Origin of the sequence: Corynebacterium sputi DSM 45148 (genome assembly GCF_000427865.1) — a bacterium.
GTDB classification, from domain to species: Bacteria; Actinomycetota; Actinomycetes; order Mycobacteriales; family Mycobacteriaceae; genus Corynebacterium; species Corynebacterium sputi.
This window is the reverse complement of sequence record NZ_ATYV01000001.1, coordinates 109,917-132,704: the sequence shown is the minus strand read 5'-3', so window position 1 is coordinate 132,704 and position 22,788 is coordinate 109,917. Positions and strand designations below refer to the sequence as shown.

22 protein-coding genes are annotated in these 22,788 nt (G+C 61.8%); 3 read left to right on the top strand and 19 right to left on the bottom strand.

The window, feature by feature from the left end; genetic code table 11:
* Nucleotides 1-5: 5 nt before the first annotated feature.
* Nucleotides 6-2,036 (top strand): TPM domain-containing protein, encoded by a 2,031-nt coding sequence (locus YWU_RS14305; protein ID WP_051259844.1) that lies wholly within the window; start codon nucleotides 6-8, stop codon nucleotides 2,034-2,036.
* A gap of 186 nt (nucleotides 2,037-2,222) precedes the next feature.
* On the opposite strand, the gene YWU_RS0100660 is transcribed toward YWU_RS14305, so the two are convergent.
* Genes YWU_RS0100660 through YWU_RS0100650 form a run of 3 tightly spaced genes read right to left on the bottom strand, consistent with a single transcriptional unit; the run spans nucleotide 2,223 to nucleotide 4,783 of the window.
* Complete coding sequence (locus YWU_RS0100660) at nucleotides 2,223-2,708, bottom strand: hypothetical protein (RefSeq protein WP_027018958.1); 486 nt, start codon at nucleotides 2,706-2,708, stop codon at nucleotides 2,223-2,225.
* Between the two features lie 14 nt (nucleotides 2,709-2,722).
* The gene (locus YWU_RS0100655) at nucleotides 2,723-3,367 is read right to left on the bottom strand and encodes a hypothetical protein (RefSeq protein WP_051259843.1); all 645 of its coding nucleotides are present in this window, start codon (nucleotides 3,365-3,367) and stop codon (nucleotides 2,723-2,725) included.
* 36 nt (nucleotides 3,368-3,403) lie between these two features.
* Nucleotides 3,404-4,783, bottom strand: a complete 1,380-nt coding sequence (locus YWU_RS0100650; protein WP_027018956.1) for a glycine--tRNA ligase — start codon at nucleotides 4,781-4,783, stop codon at nucleotides 3,404-3,406.
* A 169-nt stretch (nucleotides 4,784-4,952) separates the two neighbouring features.
* Between YWU_RS0100650 and YWU_RS0100645 the strand changes: the two genes are divergently transcribed.
* Nucleotides 4,953-5,330 (top strand): Fur family transcriptional regulator, encoded by a 378-nt coding sequence (locus tag YWU_RS0100645; protein WP_051259857.1) that lies wholly within the window; start codon nucleotides 4,953-4,955, stop codon nucleotides 5,328-5,330.
* Here YWU_RS0100645 and YWU_RS0100640 read toward each other — a convergent pair.
* From YWU_RS0100640 to YWU_RS0100585, 12 genes are read right to left on the bottom strand one after another with little or no spacing between them, the layout of a single operon-like run.
* Nucleotides 5,327-6,049, bottom strand: a complete 723-nt coding sequence (locus YWU_RS0100640) for an isoprenyl transferase (protein ID WP_027018954.1) — start codon at nucleotides 6,047-6,049, stop codon at nucleotides 5,327-5,329. The genes YWU_RS0100645 and YWU_RS0100640 overlap by 4 nt on opposite strands.
* Before the next feature lie 38 nt (nucleotides 6,050-6,087).
* On the bottom strand, nucleotides 6,088-6,852 hold the full coding sequence (recO, locus tag YWU_RS14300) for a DNA repair protein RecO (RefSeq protein ID WP_034646522.1): 765 nt from the start codon (nucleotides 6,850-6,852) through the stop codon (nucleotides 6,088-6,090).
* A 3-nt stretch (nucleotides 6,853-6,855) separates the two neighbouring features.
* Nucleotides 6,856-7,287, bottom strand: a complete 432-nt coding sequence (locus YWU_RS14295; protein WP_051259841.1) for a DUF4282 domain-containing protein — start codon at nucleotides 7,285-7,287, stop codon at nucleotides 6,856-6,858.
* 43 nt (nucleotides 7,288-7,330) lie between these two features.
* The gene (gene era, locus YWU_RS0100625) at nucleotides 7,331-8,341 is read right to left on the bottom strand and encodes a GTPase Era (RefSeq protein WP_084141446.1); all 1,011 of its coding nucleotides are present in this window, start codon (nucleotides 8,339-8,341) and stop codon (nucleotides 7,331-7,333) included.
* On the bottom strand, nucleotides 8,338-9,669 hold the full coding sequence (locus YWU_RS0100620; RefSeq protein ID WP_027018952.1) for a hemolysin family protein: 1,332 nt from the start codon (nucleotides 9,667-9,669) through the stop codon (nucleotides 8,338-8,340). Before YWU_RS0100620 ends, era begins: the two co-directional genes overlap by 4 nt.
* Nucleotides 9,666-10,235: an rRNA maturation RNase YbeY gene (ybeY, locus tag YWU_RS0100615; RefSeq protein WP_027018951.1), complete on the bottom strand. Its 570-nt coding sequence runs from the start codon at nucleotides 10,233-10,235 to the stop codon at nucleotides 9,666-9,668. The genes YWU_RS0100620 and ybeY overlap by 4 nt, the downstream gene beginning before the upstream one ends.
* Nucleotides 10,232-11,215, bottom strand: a complete 984-nt coding sequence (locus YWU_RS0100610; RefSeq protein ID WP_027018950.1) for a PhoH family protein — start codon at nucleotides 11,213-11,215, stop codon at nucleotides 10,232-10,234. Before YWU_RS0100610 ends, ybeY begins: the two co-directional genes overlap by 4 nt.
* 45 nt (nucleotides 11,216-11,260) lie before the next feature.
* Complete coding sequence (locus YWU_RS0100605; protein ID WP_027018949.1) at nucleotides 11,261-12,013, bottom strand: 16S rRNA (uracil(1498)-N(3))-methyltransferase; 753 nt, start codon at nucleotides 12,011-12,013, stop codon at nucleotides 11,261-11,263.
* A complete protein-coding gene (dnaJ, locus tag YWU_RS0100600) occupies nucleotides 12,013-13,173 on the bottom strand; it encodes a molecular chaperone DnaJ (protein WP_027018948.1) in 1,161 nt (386 codons plus the stop codon). Before dnaJ ends, YWU_RS0100605 begins: the two co-directional genes overlap by 1 nt.
* A 56-nt stretch (nucleotides 13,174-13,229) precedes the next feature.
* Nucleotides 13,230-14,258, bottom strand: a complete 1,029-nt coding sequence (gene hrcA / locus YWU_RS0100595; protein ID WP_027018947.1) for a heat-inducible transcriptional repressor HrcA — start codon at nucleotides 14,256-14,258, stop codon at nucleotides 13,230-13,232.
* A 38-nt stretch (nucleotides 14,259-14,296) separates the two neighbouring features.
* Nucleotides 14,297-15,442 (bottom strand): radical SAM family heme chaperone HemW, encoded by a 1,146-nt coding sequence (gene hemW, locus YWU_RS0100590; RefSeq protein WP_027018946.1) that lies wholly within the window; start codon nucleotides 15,440-15,442, stop codon nucleotides 14,297-14,299.
* Between the two features lie 3 nt (nucleotides 15,443-15,445).
* Nucleotides 15,446-16,108 (bottom strand): hypothetical protein, encoded by a 663-nt coding sequence (locus YWU_RS0100585; RefSeq protein ID WP_027018945.1) that lies wholly within the window; start codon nucleotides 16,106-16,108, stop codon nucleotides 15,446-15,448.
* A gap of 254 nt (nucleotides 16,109-16,362) precedes the next feature.
* Here YWU_RS0100585 and YWU_RS14290 point away from each other — a divergent pair, with 254 nt between their 5' ends.
* Nucleotides 16,363-17,847, top strand: a complete 1,485-nt coding sequence (locus tag YWU_RS14290; RefSeq protein ID WP_084141443.1) for a uracil-xanthine permease family protein — start codon at nucleotides 16,363-16,365, stop codon at nucleotides 17,845-17,847.
* A gap of 60 nt (nucleotides 17,848-17,907) precedes the next feature.
* Here YWU_RS14290 and YWU_RS0100575 read toward each other — a convergent pair whose 3' ends face one another.
* The 4 genes from YWU_RS0100575 to YWU_RS0100555 form a co-directional block, all read right to left on the bottom strand.
* Complete coding sequence (locus YWU_RS0100575; protein WP_027018944.1) at nucleotides 17,908-19,728, bottom strand: AMP-dependent synthetase/ligase; 1,821 nt, start codon at nucleotides 19,726-19,728, stop codon at nucleotides 17,908-17,910.
* Between the two features lie 213 nt (nucleotides 19,729-19,941).
* Entirely contained in the window at nucleotides 19,942-20,439 is a 498-nt protein-coding gene (locus YWU_RS17260; RefSeq protein ID WP_027018943.1) for an META domain-containing protein, read from the bottom strand.
* 130 nt (nucleotides 20,440-20,569) lie between these two features.
* On the bottom strand, nucleotides 20,570-20,755 hold the full coding sequence (locus YWU_RS0100560) for a hypothetical protein (RefSeq protein WP_027018942.1): 186 nt from the start codon (nucleotides 20,753-20,755) through the stop codon (nucleotides 20,570-20,572).
* Between the two features lie 11 nt (nucleotides 20,756-20,766).
* On the bottom strand, nucleotides 20,767-22,782 hold the full coding sequence (locus YWU_RS0100555) for a M3 family metallopeptidase (protein WP_027018941.1): 2,016 nt from the start codon (nucleotides 22,780-22,782) through the stop codon (nucleotides 20,767-20,769).
* Nucleotides 22,783-22,788 lie beyond the last annotated feature (6 nt).

The following is a 22,788-nucleotide window of genomic DNA, read 5'->3' as shown; positions in this document are numbered from 1 at the left end:
ATGGCATGAATTCTCAGTCTCCGCCGCTCGTCGCCAGGATCGCCGGACTCGCCTTCGCCGGTGCCCTCGTAGCACTTCCGGTTGCCGCGTTCTCCACCCTCGGGCCCGCCTCTCCCGTCGCCTCCGCAGAGCAGCCGCAGATGTACGGGACCGTGCTCACCGACAATGCCGGAGTGCTCTCCTCTTCAGAGTTCTCGAGCTTGGAGTCTCAGCTTCAGCAGGTCCAGCAGGACCACGGCGTGCGGTTGTTCGTCGTGTACGTCGAAAGTTTCGATGGCATGCAGGCAGAGGCATGGACAGATCAAGCATGGGTGGCACAAGGCGGGGCGGACAATTCCGCGATCGTGGCTATCGCGACCGGAGACAGACTTGTCGGTGCAGTAACTGCCGACGACACAGGAATTGATAGTGCGAGTCTTCAGAACGCAGCAACATCCGCTCTGATGGCTGATGACACAGACTGGGCAGGTGCCGGCGAAGCAGCCGCCAACTACGTTAATGACGATCTAGAGCCCACTAACCCTGCCGTCGTCGGTGGCCTCCTGGCCGGTACTGCAGCCGCCGGTGGCGGTGTCTGGTACTGGTCCCGCAGCCGTAGCAAGAAGCGAAATGAGGAGCAGCTTGAGTCGGCCCGCAAGGTCGCTCCTGGAGATGTCAATGCACTTGATCGGCAGCCTGTGCATATTCTCCAGACTCTGTCCCACGAGGAACTTGCCTCCGTCGACCAGTCCATCAAGACGGCCGAGGCCGAGCTTGATGTCGCCCGTCAGGAGTTCGGTGACGAGCGCATCACCGAGCTGCGCAAGGCTGTCGAGAATGCTCAGCGCACCCTGGACCGCGCATTCCAGCTCCGCCAGCGCCTGGATGCAGACCGCAATGCCAATGAGGCCTCCAAGCGCACGCAGCTACTGGAGATCATCTCCACCTGTGGCAAGGCTGACGCACAGCTCAATGAAAAGACCGATGAGTACCGCGAAATGCGCGAGAAGCTCATGAACGCGGATACCGCACTGGAGCGTCTCACACGCGAGGTCGTCAGCGCCCAGACACGCATTCCGCAGGTTCAGACGACGCTGAAGAAACTGCAGGAAGAACACCCCGCCGAGATGCTTGTGTCCATCGAAGACAACATCGAGCTGGCAGAAGAGTTTGTGGCCGAAGCCGACAAGTCCGTCACCTCTGCTCGTGAGGAACTGGCCAAACCAGTTGGGCAGCAGGTCGGTGTCATCGACGGGATCCATGATGCGGAAATGCAGCTAAACCAGACAAACGTGCTTCTCGACGCCATCGACAACGCCGAAGCCCGCATCCAGGAAGCCATCCGTGGCAAGGAAGCATTGATCGCTGAGATCGAAGGCGAGATCAACGAAGGCCGCGACTTCATCAAGCAGCAGGCCATCGGCCTTGATGTCCAAGCCCTGGAAAACGCGATGGAAGCTGGCCGCAAAGCGGTCCAGTTCGCGAAGGACGCCGGTGCCCGTGATCCCCTGAGTACCTGGACCGAACTCACCGAGGCTGACGCGGACCTTGACGAGCAGCTGGCTGCGGCACGCTCTGCCACGGATGCCCATGAGCACATGCTCGTCAGCCTGCGCAGTGCGTTGCAGGAGGCGGAGACTCGGATCAGTTCTGCGCAGTCGCTGATTTCAACTCGTGGCCGCGTCGTCGGAGGATCTGCGCGCAGCCTGCTGCACAAGGCTCAGGAGCTGTTCCGTTCAGCGGTAAGCAAGGCCAACATCATCGACGCACGCAAGATCCCCGAGGGCCAGGAATTGCTTCTGCCCCGCGAGGCGATCAACGAGGCTCGCCTAGCAGCAAAGACTGCCCGCGACGCCGAGCGCCGTGCCCAGAACGACATCAATGACCACCGCCGTCGTCAGAGCCAGTCCCGAGCTGGCAACGTAGTCGCCGGTGCTGTCATTGGCTCAATGCTCAGCGGTGGCGGCCGCGGCGGCGGATTCGGTGGTGGATTCGGCGGAGGCGGCTTTAGCGGCGGAGGAGGCGGCGGCCGAAGCGGAAGCTCCGGCGCCTTCTGATCTGGTGTACTCGGCCCCAGCCGAGCACCGCCCCTCAGTCCTCGCTCTGCTGCTCCAGCAGTTTCTGCTGGTTAATTTCAATGAATCCCAGAGCCGTAATGAGACTCCGCGCCAGAGCCTCCGGCGGCAATGGTTTGCCCTCTTTGACCTCAGGGGTCCCCTGCTGAGGCTGTTGACCCGGTGCTTCTACTTGCGGACCTGCGGCATCGCATCGATTCGCCCGAGCGCCAGCAGCACTGCCGTGAGATCGGCGAACCTCGTGGCATTAATCTCCACTTCTTGCCGGCTTTCCTGACCTAACTCCATCTTTAGGGAAGGGCCCCTCCCCCGAGATGCCCTGACGGACTCAGTGGTTGCCAGAAGGTCTCCGTCATCAGTCCGGATCTCACGACGGGTCCCAGTCGGACCAAACACCCGGGTCATGCGGATGAGGTGGAGTGGGTGGTCGGAATCAACGTCGCAAAGCAAGCGGTTGGTGGTGAGCCCCAACGGGGCGATGCGCCACGTGCGGCCTTCCGGAGAGCTCACGTCGAGGGAACGGATCCGCTGGCGCACAACCCAATTAGCGGAAACGGGCGCGCCTGAAGAATCCGTGACTGTGCCGCCGGTCCAAATCAACGGAAAAGGCGCCTGCCCCCGGATGCCGGAGGAGGCGTCATTCGAGGTGTCCATGACACCGAGACTACTTACACCACCCAAACATAGGCGAGGTAAGCGATCAACAGGAGCAACATCACAGTCATGATCCAGGTGGAACCGACCTGACGAGCATCCAGGACCCTGCGGGAGACCCACGTAAGGAAGATCTTGTGGTCCTCCGGAAGGGCCTTGCCGCGCTTAGTGTCGTACTGGATTTCAGCGGTGATTACGCCCCGCTTCGCACCTGAGAACTGTCCGAGCTTGTGCCCTTCCATGTCCTCGATCACGTAGTTCTGCGAGGATTCGCAGACGATTCGGACGCCACCGGGAGTGTCGTCCTCCAGCAGAACCTCTTCACTGGTGCCGAATTCGACGTCGAGCTTTTTGGCTCGGACCAGCTTCGGACGGTCTACACCAGCAGCGGTGAAGACTCGGTTGTCCGGAAGTGTTGCCATCAAGCGACCGTTCTCGAGGACATCGAGGTCCCACACACCCTTGGCGGTGCCGATAGCTTCCTCCGGCCCAACCTGAACGTACTCGGCAACTTCAGTGTCGTCCCGAAGGATGGAGTTCTTCGACTTATTGCCGTCTTTGCGCACCGGACCGAGCTTCCAGCTCTCCCACGTCACCACAGTTCCGTCCGGCATCGTGACGCTATTCGGCTTCTGCTGCTTTTCTGGCTGTGCTGACATCGGATTATCGCTCTCTGCTCGGTGGAACGGGTGGGACTAGCAGCCGATCAGCTGCTGCGCGAGGTATCCTTCGAGCTCGTCGATCGACACGCGAGTCTGCTCCATGGTGTCGCGCTCACGCACGGTCACGGCGTTGTCTTCGAGAGTATCGAAGTCGACGGTGATGCAGAACGGGGTACCGATCTCATCCTGGCGGCGGTAGCGACGGCCAATGGCTCCGGAGGTGTCGTAATCGATGCTCCAGTGCTGGCGCAGCTTGTCGGCGACGGCCTCGGCGGTCGGGGTGAGCGTGTCCTTCTTGGACAGCGGCAGCACAGCAACCTTGATCGGGGCCAGACGCGGGTCGAGCTTCAGCAGGGTGCGGGTGTCGGTGCCACCCTTGGCGTTCGGCACCTCTTCCTCGCGGTAGGCGTCGCACAGGAATGCCATCATCGCGCGAGTCAGACCGAAGGACGGCTCAATGACGTACGGGATGTACTTCTCGCCGGTGACCTGGTCGTTGTAGCGCAGGTCCTCACCGGAGGACTTGATGTGGCAGCCGAGGTCATAGTCGGTGCGGTTGGCGATACCCATGAGCTCGCCCCACTCATTGCCCTGGAAGTGGAAGCGGTACTCCACGTCGATGGTGCGTGCGGAGTAGTGAGCGCGCTCGCCGTCCGGAACATCGAACTTACGGATGTTCTCCGGATCGATACCCAGGTCGGTGAACCAGTTCCAGCAGGCCTCAACCCAGTCGTCGAACTTCTCCGGAGCATCCTCCGGGTGGACGAAGTACTCGATCTCCATCTGCTCGAACTCGCGGGTACGGAAGATGAACTGACCCGGGGTGATCTCGTTGCGGAAGGCCTTACCGGTCTGGCCGATGCCGAACGGCGGCTTCACGCGGGAGGTCTGCATCACGTTCTTGAAGTTCACGAAGATGCCCTGGGCGGTCTCCGGGCGCATGTAGTGCAGGCCCTGCTCATTGTCCACGGGACCGAGGAAGGTCTTCAGCAGACCGGAGAAGTTACGCGGCTCGGTCCAGTTGCCCGGCTGTCCGGTGTCCGGATCCGGGATCTCGTTCATGTTCTCCGGCTTGCGGCCGTGCTTCTTCTCGAAGGCTTCCGCAAGGTGGTCCGCGCGGTAACGCTTGTGGGTGTGCAGGGACTCCACGAGCGGGTCGGAGAAGGTTTCGACGTGGCCGGAGGCCTCCCAGACCTGGCGCGGCAGAATAATGGAGGAATCGAGACCGACCATGTCCTTGCGTCCTGTGACGAAGGTCTTCCACCACGAACGCTTGATGTTCTCCTTGAGCTCCACGCCAAGCGGACCGTAATCCCACGCGGAACGAGTACCGCCGTAAATCTCACCGCAGGGGTAGACGAAACCCCTGCGCTTGCACAGGTTCGCGACGGAGTCGACGACGGACTTGGCCATTTGGACATGCTCCTTGATCGGCGGTAGGCATACGGCCTTCACTCTAGCCGGTGGTTCTTTCATTCAGCCCATCGACCGATGATTGAGGCGTACCGTAGGGCACCCTAAGCTGTTTACATCGGAAAAAAGAAGGGATGTGGATCAGGTGACGGGTACGCCCAACATCGGCATGAGGACCACCAGGCAGCGCACCGCCGTCATTGAGGTGCTGCATGACCTCGGCAATTTCATGGCGGCGCAAGACATTCACCGGGAGTTGGATGCCCGGGAGGCCAACGTCGGACTCACCACCGTGTACCGCACGTTGCAGGCACTGGTGGAGATTAAGGCCGTTGATGTCCTTCACAACGAAGGCGAAACCCTGTTCCGTCTGTGCAGCGACCACCACCATCACCACTTGGTGTGCACTGACTGCGGCAACACCGTGGAGATCACCGGCGGGCCCGTCGAGCAGTGGGCCCGTGAGCTGGCAGACGAGCACGGCTTCACGCTGACCGGCCACACCGCGGAGATCTTCGGGGCGTGCGCAAACTGCCGAGCAGCCTAGCGGTTACCGCCGAACCTGCGGTCCCGCTTGGCGTACTCGACGACCGCATCGCGCAGATCATCCCGGCCAAAGTCCGGGAACAGCTTGTGCTGGAACACCAGCTCCGCGTACACCGACTGCCACGGCAGGAAGTTCGAGGTCCGCTGTTCCCCTGAGGGACGCAGGAACAGATCTACATCCGGCATCGATGGCTCGTCGAGGTTTTGCGCCAGCACCTTCTCTGTCACGTCTTCCGGCCGCAGCTCCCCTCGCGCAGCCAAGTCAGCGATCCTCTTCGCTGCATCGACAATCTCACCGCGGCCCCCGTAATTGACGCACATGTACAAGGTCATCCGGTCGTTGTCCGCGGTCTGCTGCTCCGCGGTTTCCAGTTCCCTGATCACCGAACGCCACAACCTCGGCCGCCGTCCAGCCCACCGAACGCGAACGCCCTTGCGGTCCAGGTCGTCGCGCTGCCGACGCAGAACATCGCGGTTGAATCCCATGAGGAATCGCACTTCATCAGTAGAGCGCCGCCAATTCTCCGTCGAGAAGGCATACGCCGACAGGTGCCCCACGCCCATCTCCAGGCAGGCATCGACACATTCCATCAGCACGGCTTCCCCGCGCTTGTGTCCTTCAGTGCGCTTCATGCCGCGTTCTTCGGCCCAGCGACCATTGCCGTCCATCACGAGGGCAACGTGGTCCGGTACGAATGTCTCCGGAACCGGGGGGTTCAGCGGAGCGTCGAGGTCGTACGGATTGAAAATGGAGTCAGTCACTCCCCCATCATGCCGGACCGCCCCCACCGCGGGTCCAGATACTCCAAAGCAGAGATCTTCCGGCCGATGTGCCACTGCAGATACACCGTGGTCAATGCGCGGGCTCGGGAAAGTTGAGGACCAAAATCTGCTTCCCGACGTCCCCTGTCCACCAAATCCCACCTCCCATGCAGGAGCCACCACATCAGTTGGAGAACCTCCGTTGGAGGCGTTGCGGCACCAGGCGGACGACATTCGACGCACACGGCGCCACCTGCGGCCGGATGGAAAGCACGGTGCGGGCCGGGTTTGCCGCACTGAGCGCAGTCGAAAAGACTCGGCGCCCATCCTGCAAGGTCGAGCCCACGCAGCATCATTGAGATCAGGGCCAACTCTGGATCCTCAGTGCTGACCCGACCAAGTGATTCCACGGTCAGGTCCCACAGCTCTGGCTGCGGTTCCTCACCGGCCAAGCGTTCGGCGGTCTCGAGGATGCCGCACGCGCAGGTGTAGCGGGAATAGTCACCGACCAGCGCAGAAGCCCATGTGTGGATCGTGTCCGCTCCAGTGACGGCGTGAAGGTTACGCCCCGGGTGTATCTGCACGTCGACGTCGACGAACGGGCTCAAACGCGAGCCAAACCGAGACTTGGCCCGTCGCACCCCCTTAGCGACAGCCCTGACTAGACCATGCTCCCTGGTGAACAGGACGATTATCCTGTCCGCCTCCCCCAGGTCATGCCTGCGCACGACCAGGGCACGGTCCCGCCAGCTTTCGGCCATCTACTAGCGGTTCTCCAGCGCCTTCAGCGACTGGGCAGCACGAACCAACGCGAGGCCGGCCTCCAGCAGAACGCGGAAAAGCGCCAGCTGCAGCAGCACAACGAGCAAGACCACGGGAATTCCGAGGAGGAAGAGAACGGCTTCGCCGCCACTGCCCCACTGCATTGCGTCGACCATGCCCATGATGAGAACCAGGATCCAGCCAAGCGCACCCAGGCCCAGCAGAACGCTGACGAGGATGTACACCATCTTGACGATGGAAGGAGTGGCGTACTTCCGGAAGGAAAAGTCGAACAGCGCAGAGAAGAACCCAGCGTCATTTGCAGGTGCCTGCTGCTGGAAACCCGGCTGCGGGTAGGACTGCTGTTGGTAGTAGCCGTACTGCTGCTGGTTCCAGTTCTCTGGGCCGATGTCGTTGTTCTGCTGCTCTGTCATGACCGTCCTTTTGTCAACCCACTAATTTTCAGGATGATCTTAACTAGAAGCCGAGGCGTCCGAGCGACTTGGGGTCAGACTGCCAATCCTTGAGGACCTTGATCCGAAGATCCAGGTAGACGTTCTGCCCGAGCAGATCGATCAGTTCCTTACGTGCCTTCTGAACAGTGGTCCGCATCCGGCGTCCGTCGCGGCCCATCAGGATCGTCTTCTGGCTCGGCCGCTCAACGTAGATGACCGCGTGGATATCCAGGACATCGTCCCGGTCCTCGTTCGGCAGCACCTCGTCGATCTGTACAGCCACCGAGTGCGGCAGCTCATCGCGAAGGCCACCAAGTGCGGCCTCACGGATGAGTTCGGCCATCCGGGTGTTCTGGTCATCGTCGGTGATGTGGCCGGCCGGGTAGTACTTGGGGCCTTCCGGAAGCTGCCCGACGATCACGTCGATCAGCGTGTCGATATTCTCCGCAGATTTCGCAGAGACCGGCACCAGTTCAGCCTCGGGTCCGAGAAGGTCATGCAGCGCCATGAGCTGTCCGGCGACCTGGTCACGGCTGACCTTGTCCGTCTTGGTGACGATGCCCATCAGGCGGGTCTTCGGTGCCTGAGTACGTACCTGCTCCAGGATCCAGCGATCGCCCGGTCCGATCTTTTCGTCGGCCGGAATCGCCAGGGCGATGAGGTCGACGTCGGTGTACGCCTCCTGCACCATGTCGTTGAGTCGCTCACCGATGAGCTTGCGGGGCTTGTGCAGACCCGGGGTGTCCACGACGATCACCTGAGCGTCCTCGCGGTGCACCACTCCGTTGACGACGTGGCGGGTGGTCTCGGGCTGATCAGCGGTGATCGCGATCTTCTCGCCGACCAGAGCGTTGGTCAGCGTCGACTTTCCCGTGTTGGGTCTGCCGACCACGGACACGAATCCCGACCGGTGTCCCTCTGGCGCGGCGAAGGCATCTGCCCCGGCCAGGAGGTGGTCAAACTGGCTTGTGGGGGTGGCGTTGCCGGGGATCTCGAAGATCTCCGGGCCATCGCCCTTGTTCTGATCGGTCATCGCCGTTCCTCTCTGTCATCGTCAATTGTCGTCGAATCGTCATGTTCGCCGGGGCTGATGATGACGGTGTCCACCCGTACCCGGCCACGGCGGTCTTCGCCGCCTTCAGCCGTGAACGTCAGGCCGGAGATCTCGACCTCCGAACCAGGCAACGGTACCCGACCAAGTCCATATGCCAGCAGTCCGCGGACGGTGTCGACCTCTTCGAGGACGTCATCGTCGAAACGCAGCTCCTCGCCGGTCTCTTCCTCGTACAACTGCATCAGGTCGTCAAGACTGAGCTTCCCGACGACCCGGAACACACCTTCTCCAAGCCCCTCTACCGGGGAGATTTCGTCCTGGTCATATTCGTCAGCGATTTCGCCGACGATCTCTTCCAGAATGTCCTCGATGGAGATCAGTCCGGCGACGCCGCCGTACTCGTCGATAAGCACCGCGATATGAACGCGGGTCCGCTGCATCTCGTTCAGCAGCTCATCCAACGGCTTGGAATCGGGGATGAACAGCGGGGTCCGCATGTGCTTCGACAGCGGTGCGTTCGCCGACAGGGAGCGCGGGACCAGGTCCTTCAGATAGACCACGCCCACCACGTCATCGGCGTCTTCACCGATCACCGGGATACGCGAGTGCCCTGAGCGCTCACAAAGGATGATGGCGTGTTCGATGGTTTTGTCTTCTTCAATCCAGACGATGTCCGGACGCGGGACCATCACCGAACGGGCCGTGGTGGAGGCAAGGTCAATAACGGACTTGATCATCCGCTGTTCCTCCGCCTGCACGATGCCGCGCTCCTGCGCCATGTCCACAAGTTCACGGAGCTCCACTTCAGTGGAGAATGGTCCCTCGCGGTAACCACCGCCTGGGGTGATCAGATTGCCGAGTCCAATGAGGAGTTTCTCCACTGGACGCAACAGGAATGACACGGCGACAACCCCACCGGCAGTGGCAATGCCGACCTTGTAGGGATCACGGCGTCCGATAGTCCGGGAGAACACACCCAGCACCAAATAGGACACCAGCGACATCAAGATGATGGTCGCAGCGAATGCAGCGCCCTCAGTGTCAAGGGTCTGCGTGAAAATCGCAACCACGGTGACGGTCGCTGAAATCTCCATCACCGTGCGCAGCAAGATCAACGAGTTGATGTACCTGGCGCGGTTGTCGAAGATTTTAAGCAGCAGCCTCGCACCGGCCTGCTCTTCGCGTTCCATCTCCTGCACACGGGCTCGGGAGAGCGCGCCGAGAGAGGTCTCCGTCGTGTTCACCAATGCCGCACCGAGCAGCAGTGACACGGCGAGGATGATCAACCACACCAGTGAGGTGATCACGGGGCGTCGCCGTCCTTCATCTGTTCGTCGAGCTTCTCGCGGTCAGCCGCCGTCGGGAAGGCACCCGGAGTGATGGGCTTATCCGGGAAGTCGACGCCACGCTCATCGATGTCGTCGTACCAATCAGCCAACAGGCCGTTCTGGAGGGCGAACATCCGGCGTTCGTCGGCCGGCTCGATGTGGTCGTAACCGAGCAGATGCAGCACACCATGGACGGTCAACAAGACCATCTCATGGGACAGCGGATGGCCAGCACGAACCGCCTGAGCCCGAGCAAAGTCGGGGCACAGGACAATGTCACCGAGGACCGACGGGCCCTGCGGTGCGGCGTCCGGGCGACCCGAGCCTGGAGTGAGCTCATCCATCGGGAAACTCATCACATCGGTCGGGCCGGGAAGATCAAGCCAGCGCACGTGCAGGTCCTCGATGGTCGGCTCGTCGACCAGGTGGATCGACAACTCCGCAGCCGGGTGGACGTCCATGCGGCCGAGTGCGTACCGGGCGACATCGACCAGCGACTCTTCATTGACCCCGACGCCAGCCTCGTTGAATACCTCGATGCTCATCGCTTGCCCTTCTCTCGGTCCTGATCCTCGTCCCACCGGTCATATGCCTCCACGATGTGGGAGACCAATGAATTGCGCACCACGTCTGCAGCGCCCAACTCCGGGAACGCGATGTCCCTAATACCTGGCAAAATCCGACGCACCAGATCCAGGCCGGACTTCTGTCCACGCGGAAGGTCGACCTGCGAATCGTCGCCGGTGATGACCATCTTTGCGTTGAAGCCCAGGCGCGTCAGGAACATCTTCATCTGCGCCGGGGTGGTGTTCTGAGCCTCGTCCAGGAGGATGAACGCATTGTTGAGGGTCCGTCCACGCATGTAGGCCAGCGGAGCCACCTCAATGACTCCGGCTTCCATGAGCTGCGGGATAACTTCGGGGTCCATCATCTCGCGCATCGCGTCATGCAATGGTCGGAGATACGGGTCGATCTTGTCGTGCAAAGTGCCCGGCAGGAAACCGAGGTTTTCGCCGGCTTCCACCGCAGGGCGGGTAAGGATGATCCGTTCGATCTCCTTCTTCTGCAGCGCCTGCACTGCCTTGGCCATCGCCAGGTACGTCTTGCCGGTACCGGCTGGTCCGATGCCGAAGATGATGGTGTTGTCGTCAATTGCGTCGACGTACCGCTTCTGCCCCACCGTCTTTGGGCGGATGACCCGACCGCGACGAGAGATGATGTCCGTGGCGAAGATGTCCGCGACCGATCCTGGCGCGTCCCGGCCGATCAGCTGCACGGCACGGGCAACGGACTCCCGGGAGAGTTCATGACCACGCTGGGCCATCGACTCCAGTTCACGGAATGCAGACACTGCTGTCGATACATCCGCCGGTGCGCCCTCGATGGTGACCACGGAGTCACGGACGTGGACGTCAGCCGTGAGCATGTTCTCCAGCAGCCTCAGGTTCCGATCGGCCGGGCCGAGCACGGTGTGCACGACCTGCTGATCCAGTTCGATGACCGCCTGGGTCTGTTCATCGGTCACTCGGAGTGGACCTCTTCCTCACATCGGATACTTTGACTATTCATTCTATGCCCATCGGCCGGTCAACGGTCCCAGGGCGCCCAGCGCCACGGCCGCTGCCGCCGAGGTCCGCAACACCGTCGGCCCTAGGACGACCGGTCGGGCCCCTGCCGCGGTGAAGATTTCAATCTCTTCATCGGAGACTCCCCCTTCGGGGCCAACGATGAAGATCAGGTTCTTAGGCTCCCCGAATCCGCGCAGGACCGTCTCGAAGGAGTCAGTTGCTGCCTCATGGAGCACCATGGCGCCATCTGCTGATGCAATGAGGTCAGCGACCTGAGAGGTGGAGTGCAGCTCCGCTACCGGAGGAATCCAACTGCGGCGGGCCTGCTTCGCTGTCTCGCGGGAGGTGGCAGCCCACTTCTCGCGGCCTTTGCCAGCCTTCGGTCCGGTCCACCTCGCGATACAGTTCCTGGCTGACCACGGCACAATGGCATCTGCGCCGGCCTCAACCGCCAGGTCCACTGCCAATTCAGAGCGCTCCGATTTCGGCAGCGCCTGAACCACAGTCACATGAGGAAAAGGCCTCTCGACGAGCTCCGCCGACCGCACCTGCGCCACCAACGAGGACTTCCCCTCGACGGCAGAGACAGTCGCAAGAACACGGCGGTCTTCTCCATCAGTGAGGTAGACGGTGTCGCCGGGTTGGGTGCGTCGGGAAGCGACTGCATGGCGGCCCTCTGGGCCGTCCACCACGACCGAATCGCCGGGCGCCGGAAGCGCTCCGGCGAAATCAGCCAGAAAAACAGGAAGACCCATTAGCGGTGAGCCCGGAAACGCGAGAAGAACCCGCGTCCGCTGCCGACCTTCTCCCCATCATCGATGTGCGCACTATCGCTGCGGTGCTCGCGGAGCCCCTCCAGCAGATCACGGGACTTGCCGTCGAGCTTGGTCGGGACGGTGACCTCGATATGGGCGATGATGTCGCCATCGCGCTGACCGCGCAGGTGCGGCATGCCGCGGCCCTGCAGTCGGATCTCGTCCGCCGGCTGAGTGCCCGGCTCCACCTCGATGGTGAGGGTCTCCCCCACCAGGTTCTCCAGGTCAACCGAAGTGCCCAAAGCCGCGTCGACCATGGGGACCTTGACCGCCACATGGAGGTCATCGCCATCACGGGTAAACACCGGGTGCGGGTTGGTGTGAACCTCCACGTAAAGGTCACCAGCCGGTCCGCCACCGGGTCCAACCTCGCCCTGACCAGCCATGCGCACGCGCATCCCCTCGGCGATGCCGGCGGGAAGGTTGACCGTCAGGTCACGGCGGGCACGGACTCGGCCGTCACCGGAACAGTTATGGCACGGATCCTCGATGAGCTCACCGGTACCGCGGCACCGGCCACACGGGCGCGAAGTCAGCACGTTGCCCAGCGGCGAACGCTGGACCTGCTGGACCTCACCTGCACCTTGGCAATCCGGGCAGGTCGTCGGCGTAGCCTTCGACTCCGAGCCGGTGCCCTCACATTCTTCACAGAGGACTGCAGTGTCCACAGTGACGCTCTTACGTACACCGGTGAAGCACTCTTCGAGGTCCAGATCCATGGCCAGCAGCGCATCGGCGCCGGGCTGGACACGGGAACGGCGCTGACGGGGTCCGCCACCGCCGCCACCGAAGAAAGCATCGAAGATGTCGCCGAGGCCGCCTCCACTGAAGCCGCCTCCGAATCCACCGCCGAAGCCGCCGCCCATTCCGCCTGCGCTGGAATCCAGCGGGTCGCCGCCCATGTCGACGACGCGTCGCTTCTCCGGATCAGAGAGGACCTCGTAGGCGTCCGAGACGTCACGGAAACTTGCCGCGGCAGTCTCGTCATCCGGATTGCGGTCCGGGTGGAACTTCAGCGCCAGTTTCCGGTAGGCCTTCTTGATCTCTGCGTCTGAGGCGTCCCGCTCAACGCTGAGGATGCCGTAGTAATCACGAGCCAAGGTAAGTTACTTCCCTCTGTAGTCGTTCATTGATCGCCGGTTAACCCTACCGGTGCTCAGCCTTCGCCGAGTACCCGACCGACATACCGTGCAACGGCCGCGACCGATGCCATTGTTCCCTGGTAGTCCATATATGTGGGACCAACCACACCCATGCCGCCGAAAATTGCGCTCGCGGTGCCGTACCCAGTGGAGACCACAGACGTGCTGCGAAGGTTCTCCTCTTCGTTTTCGGCACCGATGGAAACGTTGATGCGATGTAAGTCTCGCGCTTCGCTCAGCAGCTTGATGACCACGACCTGTTCTTCCAGTGCGTCAAGCACCTTCGGCAGTCCGTCTGGTGAATCCAGCGGCGAGCGGGTCAGGTTGGCTGCGCCAGCAAGTATCAGGCGGTCACTCGGGCGCTCGATGAGTGTCTCAACGAGCACTGTGGCACACCGGATCACCACTGTGCGGACCTCGGCCGGAGCATTGGCGGCAAGGTCAGAGACGGCCACGGAGGCGTCGGTAAGCGTTTTGCCAACCATGGCGCGACCGAGCAGGTCGCGCACCTCCCGGGCCCCATCCTCAGACAGTGGCGCATTCAGCTCCACGGCGCGCTGCTCCACACGACCGGTGTCGGTGATGAGCACCAACAGCAGGCGCGCATCGGCGACCTTGACGACCTCCAGGTGCCGAACGCGGGAGACCTCCAGCGTTGGCAACTGCACCACGGCAACCTGGCGGGTGAGCTGGCTGAGCAGCTGCACCGAGCGCCGCAATACATCCTCAAGATCAACTCCGCCCTCAAGGAACGACAAGATCGCATGACGTTCAGCGCGTGAAAGCGGCTTAACGTCGTCGAGAGTATCGACGAACTGTCGATAACCCTTCTCCGTCGGAATCCGCCCAGAGGAGGCGTGCTGCTGCGTGATGTAGCCCTCGGCCTCCAGCACGGCCATGTCATTGCGGATCGTCGCGCTGGACACGCAGAGCGTATGCCGCTCGACCAGCGCCTTCGACCCCACCGGCTCCTGCGACGCCACATAGTCAGCGACGATCGCGCGGAGTACTTCCTGTCTCCTGCGTTCAGTGCTTCCCGACATCGGACCTCCCCGTCAACTTCCGCAACGAGTCTACGCCCTTACCCGAGCAGATCCAGCACGATGGCGTCCGCCAGGAGGCGTCCAGCATCGGTAAGACGAACTCGCCTCCCGACGGTCACAGTCCCCACCCGCTCCTGCCGACGTGCCTTACTTAGCTCTTCTTCGGTGAACATCTCCACCGGAACACCCTCGGCGAGCCGCAGTCGCAGCATGATGCGCTCCACGTGCCGGTCGGTGTCATCGAGGGTCTCTGAACCGGCAATGGGCAAGTCACCGGCGGAGACCGTGGCGGCGAATCGGGCTGGGTGCTTAACGTTATAAAAGCGCTCCCCGGCTAGGTGAGAGTGCGCTCCTGGGCCAGCTCCCCACCAGTCACCGTCACGCCAGTAGATGAGGTTGTGCAGGCACTCGCCGCCAGGTCGGGACCAGTTGGAGACCTCGTACCAGGCCATGCCATCGCTGCGCAGGAATGAGTCGATGAGTTCATAACGGTCAGCCAGGTCATCGTCATCAGGCATGGGAAGTTCACCGCGGCGGACCTTGCGGGCCATTGCGGTGCCGTCCTCGACGATGAGTGAATACGCCGAGACATGGTCAACACCGGCAGACAGGACCGCTTCCAGAGAATCCTCCAGATCGCCCATCGATTCACCAGGGGTGCCGTAAATCAAGTCCAGGTTCACGTGCTCAAAGCCGGCAGCCGTGGCTTCCTTCGCCGCGGCCACTGGACGTCCCGGAGTGTGCGTCCGATCCAGAGTCTTCAAGACATGCGGTGCCACTGACTGCATGCCCAGGCTCACCCGATTGAAGCCAGCCTCGCGGATCCCGTCGAAAAACTCCGGCGAGGTGGACTCAGGGTTGGACTCGGTCGTCACTTCTGCGTCAGTGGTCAGGCCGAATGAATTGCGGACCCCGTCGAGGAGCGTCGTGAGTCCTTCTGCACCGAGCAGAGACGGGGTGCCGCCGCCGACGAACACCGTCTCCGCAGGGCGGAGCGTTCCTTCCGCCTGCATTTTCGCGGCGCCCATCTCCAACTCGCGAACAATGGCATCCAGGTATGAACCGGTCGAGGCGCTGGATCCCAGCTCACCTGCGGTGTACGTGTTGAAGTCGCAGTATCCGCAGCGTGTCGCACAAAACGGCACGTGCAGATAGACGCCGAATGGCGCTGCTTGGTCGGTCACCTGTCAGATCCCCCTGCGGGTCGAGACGACTCGCGACACCACCGCATTCACGCGGGCGCGCTCGCCGAGAAACTCCGGTGGCCGCCTACCCCGCAAGGCGCGAGCGACCGCCGGATGGGTCTCTGGCACAGTAACCCGCCACGCGGCTGCAGCCTCCATCGCCCGTCGGCCGGCCCGTGAATACAAAGACGGCAATTTCACTGAGCCGAGCACCTCAACGCCCCGAATATTCTCCGTCGACACCCAATCCGCCAGCGCCACCAGATTTGCCGCCACCGCATCTGAACGGGCGATGAGCGCCTGCACAACGGTGGGCACCTCCGTCGGATGGGTCAGCGGCGCCGGAATAACTGACAACGCCGCCACGTCGATCGGCGGCGGCTCCGGCACAGCATCGCGCTTCAAAGGCGCAGACAGCTGTCCCCCACGGATTCCAGAGATAAAGGCCTGCCGCAGTCCCCCGAGCTCACCGATCAGCGGAATCGCATCATCGACTGCTTCATCAACGACTTCGGACAGCTCCAGCACACACTCATCGACTAGTTCGACATCCACATCAGCAATGGCCTGCGAGAGGTTCTCTATGTACTCGGCGACTTCATCACCGATGTCATACATGGACTGCGTGGCTTCGCGCATACGAAGCCGTGCATCGTAATGCTTCACGCAATCCTCCACTTCTTCACCGCTGTCGTATACATGTTCGTCAACGCACACCAGGGGCCGTCTGATTCCCCCTAACCCTATGACCTGCGCCGCACTTTCACTGGGATGACACGCGCCGCCGTCAAAAACGTTGTGACCTAGGGGAAATAAGTTTCCGCGAAACGTCTTCACAGAGCAATGGCGAGGAAAACAGCCCTTAACAACCGCTCCATACCGTAAACGAAAGCACTTCTTCCCCTACCCGAGGAGTTCCCGTGTCCAGCACGACAGATCGTGAAGAGATACCTTCCGAACCAGCGGCGCCCGCAATGGAAGGAACCGCGGCATCCGCGTACGGGCTCAATGACATGCCGCCTCCGCAGAAGGCGATTCCCCTAGCACTGCAGCACTTGCTAGCGATGTTCGTCGGAAACGCGGCGCCTCCTCTAATCCTCGCGACCGCCATCGGTATGGCCACCGGCGAGGTGACTCTCATGGTCCAGCTGGCAATGGTCATCTCCGGTGTCACAACCATGATGCAGACCTTCGGGCTTGGTCCGCTGCCGATCGGAGCCCGTCTCCCCGTCATGCAGGGCACCAGTTTCGCCTTCCTGGCCGTCGCGCTGCTGATCGCCCAGGAATTCGGCATTGCCGCTGTCTTCGGAGGCGCGGTCATCGCAGGTGCTTTCCAGGTGCTCTTCGGCTTCTCCCTCCGGTGGATCGCTCCCCTGTTCCCGCCGCTGGTCTGCGGCATCATCATCCTGGTCATTGGCGTCAGCCTGATGCCGACCGCTATTGGCTACTCCGCCGGTGGCGCGCCCGCTGAAGCTATCGGTGACTACGGCTCCCTGCACCACTACGCGATCGCCGCCTTGGTTGTGGCCGTCATCGTTGGCTGCACCGTTTTCGCCAAGGGCTTCGTGTCGGTGGCTGCAGTCCTGATCGGTCTGATCGTCGGTTATATCGTCGCTGCCGTCTCCGGAATGGTCACCTTGGACGCGCTCCGCGAGGCTGCCTGGTTCCAGGTCCCCCAGCCGCTGGCATTCGGAATGGAGTTCTACACCGGTGCTGTCCTGGTCATCGTAGCCCTGGCCCTGGCTAGCTCTGTGGAGTCCATCGGCGACCTGACGGCCGTCGCTCGCACTGGCCTCGGTCGCTCTCCGACGCCGAAAGAACTGAGCCGCGGAATCGTCGCCGACGGTGTGGGCACCAGCCTCGGCGCCATGTTCTCGGCCATGCCGAACACCACGTTCAGCCAGAACACCGGCATTGTTGCCCTAACCGGTGTCGTGAGCCGATTCGTCGTCGGTATTGCCGGTGCCATGCTTCTCGTCGCGGGCCTGATCCCCAAGTTCGCCGCGGCGTTCAACACGATCCCGTACGCAGTGCTCGGCGGTGCGACCCTGGTGATGTTCTCCATGGTGGCCGCGACCGGCCTGCGCATCCTCTCGACTGAGGAGATGAACCGCCGCAACATGCTGATCCTGGCGGTCTCCCTCGGACTCGGGATCGGCTTCTCCATGAGCCCGCCGGAGGTGTTCCAGCAGATGCCGCAGGACCTCGCGCTGCTGCTCACCTCAGGCATCGTCCCCGCAATGTTCGCGTCGATGATCCTGAACCTCATCTTGCCGAAGGAGCGTTCCGCCAAGCACGTCGAACTTCGCGAAGATGGCCCCACCGGCGAAGACATCGAAGAGGCAGAACAGGTCGTCGAAACTAGCCGACCCATTGCCTCAGTATCGCCCAGTTCATCCGGCTAAAACGAACAACTGCCCGACCAGAAATGGTCGGGCAGTTTTTTGCGTCGTAAAGCGGGGTTTTTAGCGGTGGTAGATCTCGTCGACGATGCGCGAGTAGCGCTCGAGCACCACGTTGCGCTTGACCTTCATGGTCGGGGTCAGCTCGCCGCCCTCCTCGGTGAGATCACGCGGGAGGATGTGGAAACGCTTGATGGCCTCGGTGTGGGACACCATTTCGTTGGCTGCGTTCACGGCGTCCTGGATCTCCGCGCGAAGAACCGCGTTGGAGCCCAGTTCGGAGATCGTGGCGTTGGCCGGCAGGCTGTGTTCGGTCTTCCAGCGACCCAGTGCATCCTCGTCGAGGGTGACTAGAACGGAGATGAACCGCTGGCCGTCGCCGATGACAACAGCCTGGGAGATGAGCGGGTGCGCACGCATCCGATCTTCCATCGGTCCCGGAGAGACGTTCTTACCACCGGCGGTAACCAGCAGGTCCTTCTTGCGACCGGTGATGGTGAGGTAACCCTCGTCATCGAGCGAGCCGAGGTCGCCGGTACGGAACCATCCGTCGACGAAAGTCTTCTCGGTGGCTTCTTCGTTCTTCCAGTAGCCATTGAAGATCATCGGCCCCTTGAGGAGGACTTCTCCGTCCTCGGCCACGGCAGATGCACATCCACCAAGCGGCTTTCCGACGGTTCCAATCTTCTGCGCATCCGGGTTGTTCACCGTGATTGCTGCGGTGGACTCGGTCAGGCCGTAGCCCTCGTACACCGGCACGCCGAGACCGCGGAAGAAGTGACCAAGGTCAGCGTCCATGGCAGCGCCACCGGAGATGACGTACGAAACGTCTCCGCCCATGGCGGCACGGATCTTCGAGAACAGCAGACGGTCGTACAGCTTGCGACGAGCCTTCAGCAGCGGCGACGGACCCTTGTCAGTGTCGAGCGCCTTCGAGTACTCCATGGCGGTAGCCTCTGCGCGGGTGAAGATGGTCAGTCCAACCTTCCCCTTTTCCTTAGCAGTGTTATACGCCGAGTCGCGGACCTTCTCAAACACACGCGGGACGCCGAGGATCATGTGCGGCTGCGAGCGCTGGAACTCCAGAGTCACCGTGGAGGTGTCTGCCCAGTGGGACTGGGTAGCGCCGGAGACGGTAGCTGCCAACGACACGGCAGAGGCCAGAACGTGAGCCAACGGCAGGAACGTCAGAAGACGGTTGTCCTTCTGCGCGATCTGGCCAATCGGGTTGACCAGGATGCTGCGGACCTCAGAGAGCCAGTTGGAGTGGGTCAGCATGCAGCCCTTGGGGCGGCCAGTGGTACCCGAGGTGTAGATGACCGATGCAAGGTCGCTGGAACGAGTCAAGGAGATGCGGGCCTCGACCTGATCACGCGGGATATCGCGTCCCTCGTACTTCAGGGTGTCGACCGCGGAGGAGTTGATCTCCAGCACACGACGCAGCTCCGAGTGCCCGTCATCGCTCTGCTGGTCGAGAATCAGCGGGCGCATGCGCTCGGTGTGATTCTTGGACTCAGTGATTGCGAAAACGGCGCCCGAGTTCTCGACAATCCAGCGGATCTGGTCGGAGGAGGAGGATCCGTAGATCGGCACCACCGTGGCACCGGCGGCCCAGATTGCGTAGTTGAGCAGGGTCCACTCGTAGCGGGTCTCAGAAAGCAGACCGACACGATCACCCTTCTCCACGCCGTTGGCAATAAGTCCCTTGGCCACGTCGATGACCTCGTTGACAAACTCCTCGGACGAAACCTCCACCCACTCGAAGTTGACCGGTCGGGTGAACATCACGTTCTTCGGATCATCCGCGGCCATCTCCATCATGGCGGTCACGCATGTCTCGGACTCTCCGACCGAGTAATCGAGTTCGGTCGAGTATTCACGCATCTCGTCAGTCTCCTTAACGGCCGTTCCAGTTGCGACCAGATGTAAAACGTTTCGACCCCACACTTGTGAGGTCGGTTACCTTTATGAAGATACGTGAAAATTTCCTGAGTTTCGCTCAAAAGCCGAAAATTCCAGGCTTTTCGCACTATCGGAGGTCAACGCCGTTAGCACTGGGGGACTGGGAGCTAAAAACCCGCCCGGAGGCGGGTTGAACTATCGCTGAGAGAACGTTTTCCAGGGACCGGAATCACCCTTGATTTGAGCCGACGGCGTTCCCTCCTGGTCTCCGTCGAGGAAAATCTTGACCTTCTCTGAGCCGGTCAGTCCAGTCATGAACTGCTGAGTTCCACGGTCCGGGCACGCCATCATCGTGGAAACCACTGCCCCGAACTCAACGACCGTGCGGCCGCTGTAGTCCTGGCGGATTAGATGACCGTGGCTACCACCGAAGTTATTGCATCCATCAGAGCCGGAGACGGTTCCGTCTTCGTCGATCTGGAACCACCCGCTGGAGTCCTCGTCGAGTTCCCAGGCCACTCCGAGGATGCCTTCGCCGGAGTGCTCTCCTGGGTGGTAGCTAAAGCCTCCGTCACCCGCAGTTGCGCGGACCGGAATGATCAACGCAGCCGACACGACCACGCCCAGCAAAATCGCAAGGATGACGGCCATCAGGCCGGTGCCGGTACCTTCACGGGATACAACTTTGCTCATCAGCCACTCCGCTCAGTGGATGTTTAGTCGGCTCACATTATACCGCTGAAAACGCCGATGACCACGACCAGGATAATCAGCGCAATCAGGGCCAGACGGACCTTGTTGAAACGCACGAGGGCTTCCTTCTTTAGTTACTGCTGTTGTCGGTGTGTCGAAGACGTCGGTACCAGGTGCTCACCATGTCAATGCTTCGCATCAACACCACCGCGGCCACGGCTCCCGCGGGAACCAGGACCGACAGCAGAACTACTGTCTGCAAGAACACGGACAACGACACCAGCCATTGTCCGACGGCGTCAAACACGTCATTCACGACTGGACATGCTACCCGACGGCCCCAGCCAAGCCCCTCCTGGCCAACAACGGACCAATGTCCTTGTCACGGCCACGGAAAGCCCGGTATGCCTCGTCGTAGTCAATCGAGCCGCCCTTGGACAGAATCAGTTCCCGAAGTCGAGCGCCGCCATCGAGAGTGGCCCCGCCATTCTGCTCGAACCAGTCGAAGCCGTCGGCGTCGAGGGCTTCTGCCCACAGGTAAGAGTAGTAACCGGCGGAGTAACCACCGGCGAAGATGTGATTGAAGTAGGTCGAGCGGTACCGCGGTGAGATGTTGTCGACCGCCAGGCCTGCCTCTTCCAGAGCCTTGGCTTCGAACGCCTCTACGTCGTCGATCTGTTCCGCCTCCGCTGCAGAGAGAGAATGCCAGGCCAGGTCGAGAGCGGAAGCCGCGATGTACTCAGTAGTCGCGAAACCTTCACCGGCAGTGGCGGCTCGCTTAACCGCGGCAACGAGCTCCTCCGGAATCGGCTCTCCGGTCTCTACGTGGAAGGCGTAGTTGCCGAGAACGGCCGGCTCCAGAGCCCAGTTCTCGTTGAACTGGGAAGGGAACTCAACGAAGTCGCGCGGGACATTGGTGCCGGAGAAGCGCGGGTAGGTGACGTCGGAAAGCAGTCCGTGAAGTCCGTGGCCGAACTCATGGAACAGGGTCATAACCTCATCGAGGGTGAGCAGTGCCTGCTTCCCTTCTGCCGGCTCCGGGATGTTGAGGACGTTGACGACCACAGGCTTGGTGCCCAAAAGCTTGGACTGGTCAACGAAACTGCTCATCCACGCGCCACCGCGCTTGGTGGAGCGGGCAAAGAAATCGGTGACAAGGAGGCCGATGCCGGAATCGTCGGAATCCTTCACCTCCCAGACGCGGGTGCCCGGCGCGTATCCGTCGAGGTCGTCTCGGGGTTCGACGGTGATGCCATAGAGCAAGTTCGCTGCGTAGAAGACTCCGTCGGTAAGGACTCGGTCCAAGGGGAAGTACTTGCGCAGTGCTTCCTGGTCGACCTGGAATTCCTCGGCGCGGCGGCGCTCTGCCCAGTATGGCCAGTCAGCGGCGCCAATATTCTCATCGGCGAGGTCGAGCAGTCGCTTGTACTCGCCTTCAGCGTTGGCGGCAGCGGCTGGACCAAGGTCGGTGAGGAGTTTGCGCGCTGCTGCGGCGCTGCCGGCAGTTTCGTTGGTGATGACGTAATCAGCGTGGGAGTCGAAGCCGAGGAGCTCTGCTCGCTCGGCACGGAGCTTGATCTCGCGCAGGAGGATCGGGCGGTTGTCGTTGCCGTCGCCGGTACCCCGAGCAAGGGACTGCTCCAGGATGCGGGCACGGAGATCAGCGTTAGTCAGCTGGGCCAGCAGCGACTGAATCGACGGGAGCTCCAGCGGGATGAGCCAGCCATCCTTGTCACCGGCATTGCGACGCAAGTTATCGATGGTGGAGTCAGACAGCCCTGCCAATTCGACCCGGTCCGTCACCAGAACCGCACGGGCCTGGGTGTCTTTGAGCAGGTTCTCTCCGAACCGGTTGGAGAGCTCAGACAACTCCGTATTGATCTCCTTCAAGCGCGCCTTGCCATCCTCATCCAGATCAGCACCAGCGCGCTCAAAGTCGCTGCGGATCTTCTCCAACAAGCGACGGCCTTCCTCGTCTTCCGGCGGCTGCACCGCGGCGATGCGCTGCCACAGGCCCGGGTCCAGGACAATCGAGTCGTTGTGCGCCGCCAGGAGCGGGACGATCTCCGCCTCGATGGCGATACGACTATCGGTCGCGTCAGTTCCGGCGAGATTAAAGAAGTAGGAAGCAACGCGATCCAGCAGGCGACCTGAGCGCTCGAGTGCTTCGAGGGTGTTCTCGAATGTGGGCTCAGCAGGGTTCTCCACGATTGCTCGAACCTCTGCCAGGTGGTCGTCAAAGGCCACACGGAATGCTGGGATGACATCGTCATCGGAGATAGCCGCGAAATCCGGAAGACCATACGGAAGGTCGGAAGGAGTCAGGAGCGGGTTGTCGGTCATGCCGAT

What these genes read in the sequence shown, in the direction of transcription:
- YWU_RS0100645 (WP_051259857.1), top strand. Translation starts at nt 4,953, where the DNA reads ATGAGGACCACCAGGCAGCGCACCGCCGTCATTGAGGTGCTGCATGAC.
- ybeY (WP_027018951.1), bottom strand. Translation starts at nt 10,235, where the DNA reads ATGAGCATCGAGGTATTCAACGAGGCTGGCGTCGGGGTCAATGAAGAG.
- era (WP_084141446.1), bottom strand. Translation starts at nt 8,341, where the DNA reads ATGACCGATCAGAACAAGGGCGATGGCCCGGAGATCTTCGAGATCCCC.
- YWU_RS0100555 (WP_027018941.1), bottom strand. Translation starts at nt 22,782, where the DNA reads ATGACCGACAACCCGCTCCTGACTCCTTCCGACCTTCCGTATGGTCTT.
- YWU_RS14305 (WP_051259844.1), top strand. Translation starts at nt 6, where the DNA reads ATGAATTCTCAGTCTCCGCCGCTCGTCGCCAGGATCGCCGGACTCGCC.
- YWU_RS0100655 (WP_051259843.1), bottom strand. Translation starts at nt 3,367, where the DNA reads ATGTCAGCACAGCCAGAAAAGCAGCAGAAGCCGAATAGCGTCACGATG.
- YWU_RS0100660 (WP_027018958.1), bottom strand. Translation starts at nt 2,708, where the DNA reads ATGGACACCTCGAATGACGCCTCCTCCGGCATCCGGGGGCAGGCGCCT.
- YWU_RS0100605 (WP_027018949.1), bottom strand. Translation starts at nt 12,013, where the DNA reads ATGGGTCTTCCTGTTTTTCTGGCTGATTTCGCCGGAGCGCTTCCGGCG.
- YWU_RS17260 (WP_027018943.1), bottom strand. Translation starts at nt 20,439, where the DNA reads ATGAGCAAAGTTGTATCCCGTGAAGGTACCGGCACCGGCCTGATGGCC.
- YWU_RS0100650 (WP_027018956.1), bottom strand. Translation starts at nt 4,783, where the DNA reads ATGGCCAAGTCCGTCGTCGACTCCGTCGCGAACCTGTGCAAGCGCAGG.
- recO (WP_034646522.1), bottom strand. Translation starts at nt 6,852, where the DNA reads ATGGCCGAAAGCTGGCGGGACCGTGCCCTGGTCGTGCGCAGGCATGAC.
- hrcA (WP_027018947.1), bottom strand. Translation starts at nt 14,258, where the DNA reads ATGTCGGGAAGCACTGAACGCAGGAGACAGGAAGTACTCCGCGCGATC.
- YWU_RS0100575 (WP_027018944.1), bottom strand. Translation starts at nt 19,728, where the DNA reads ATGCGTGAATACTCGACCGAACTCGATTACTCGGTCGGAGAGTCCGAG.
- YWU_RS14295 (WP_051259841.1), bottom strand. Translation starts at nt 7,287, where the DNA reads ATGACAGAGCAGCAGAACAACGACATCGGCCCAGAGAACTGGAACCAG.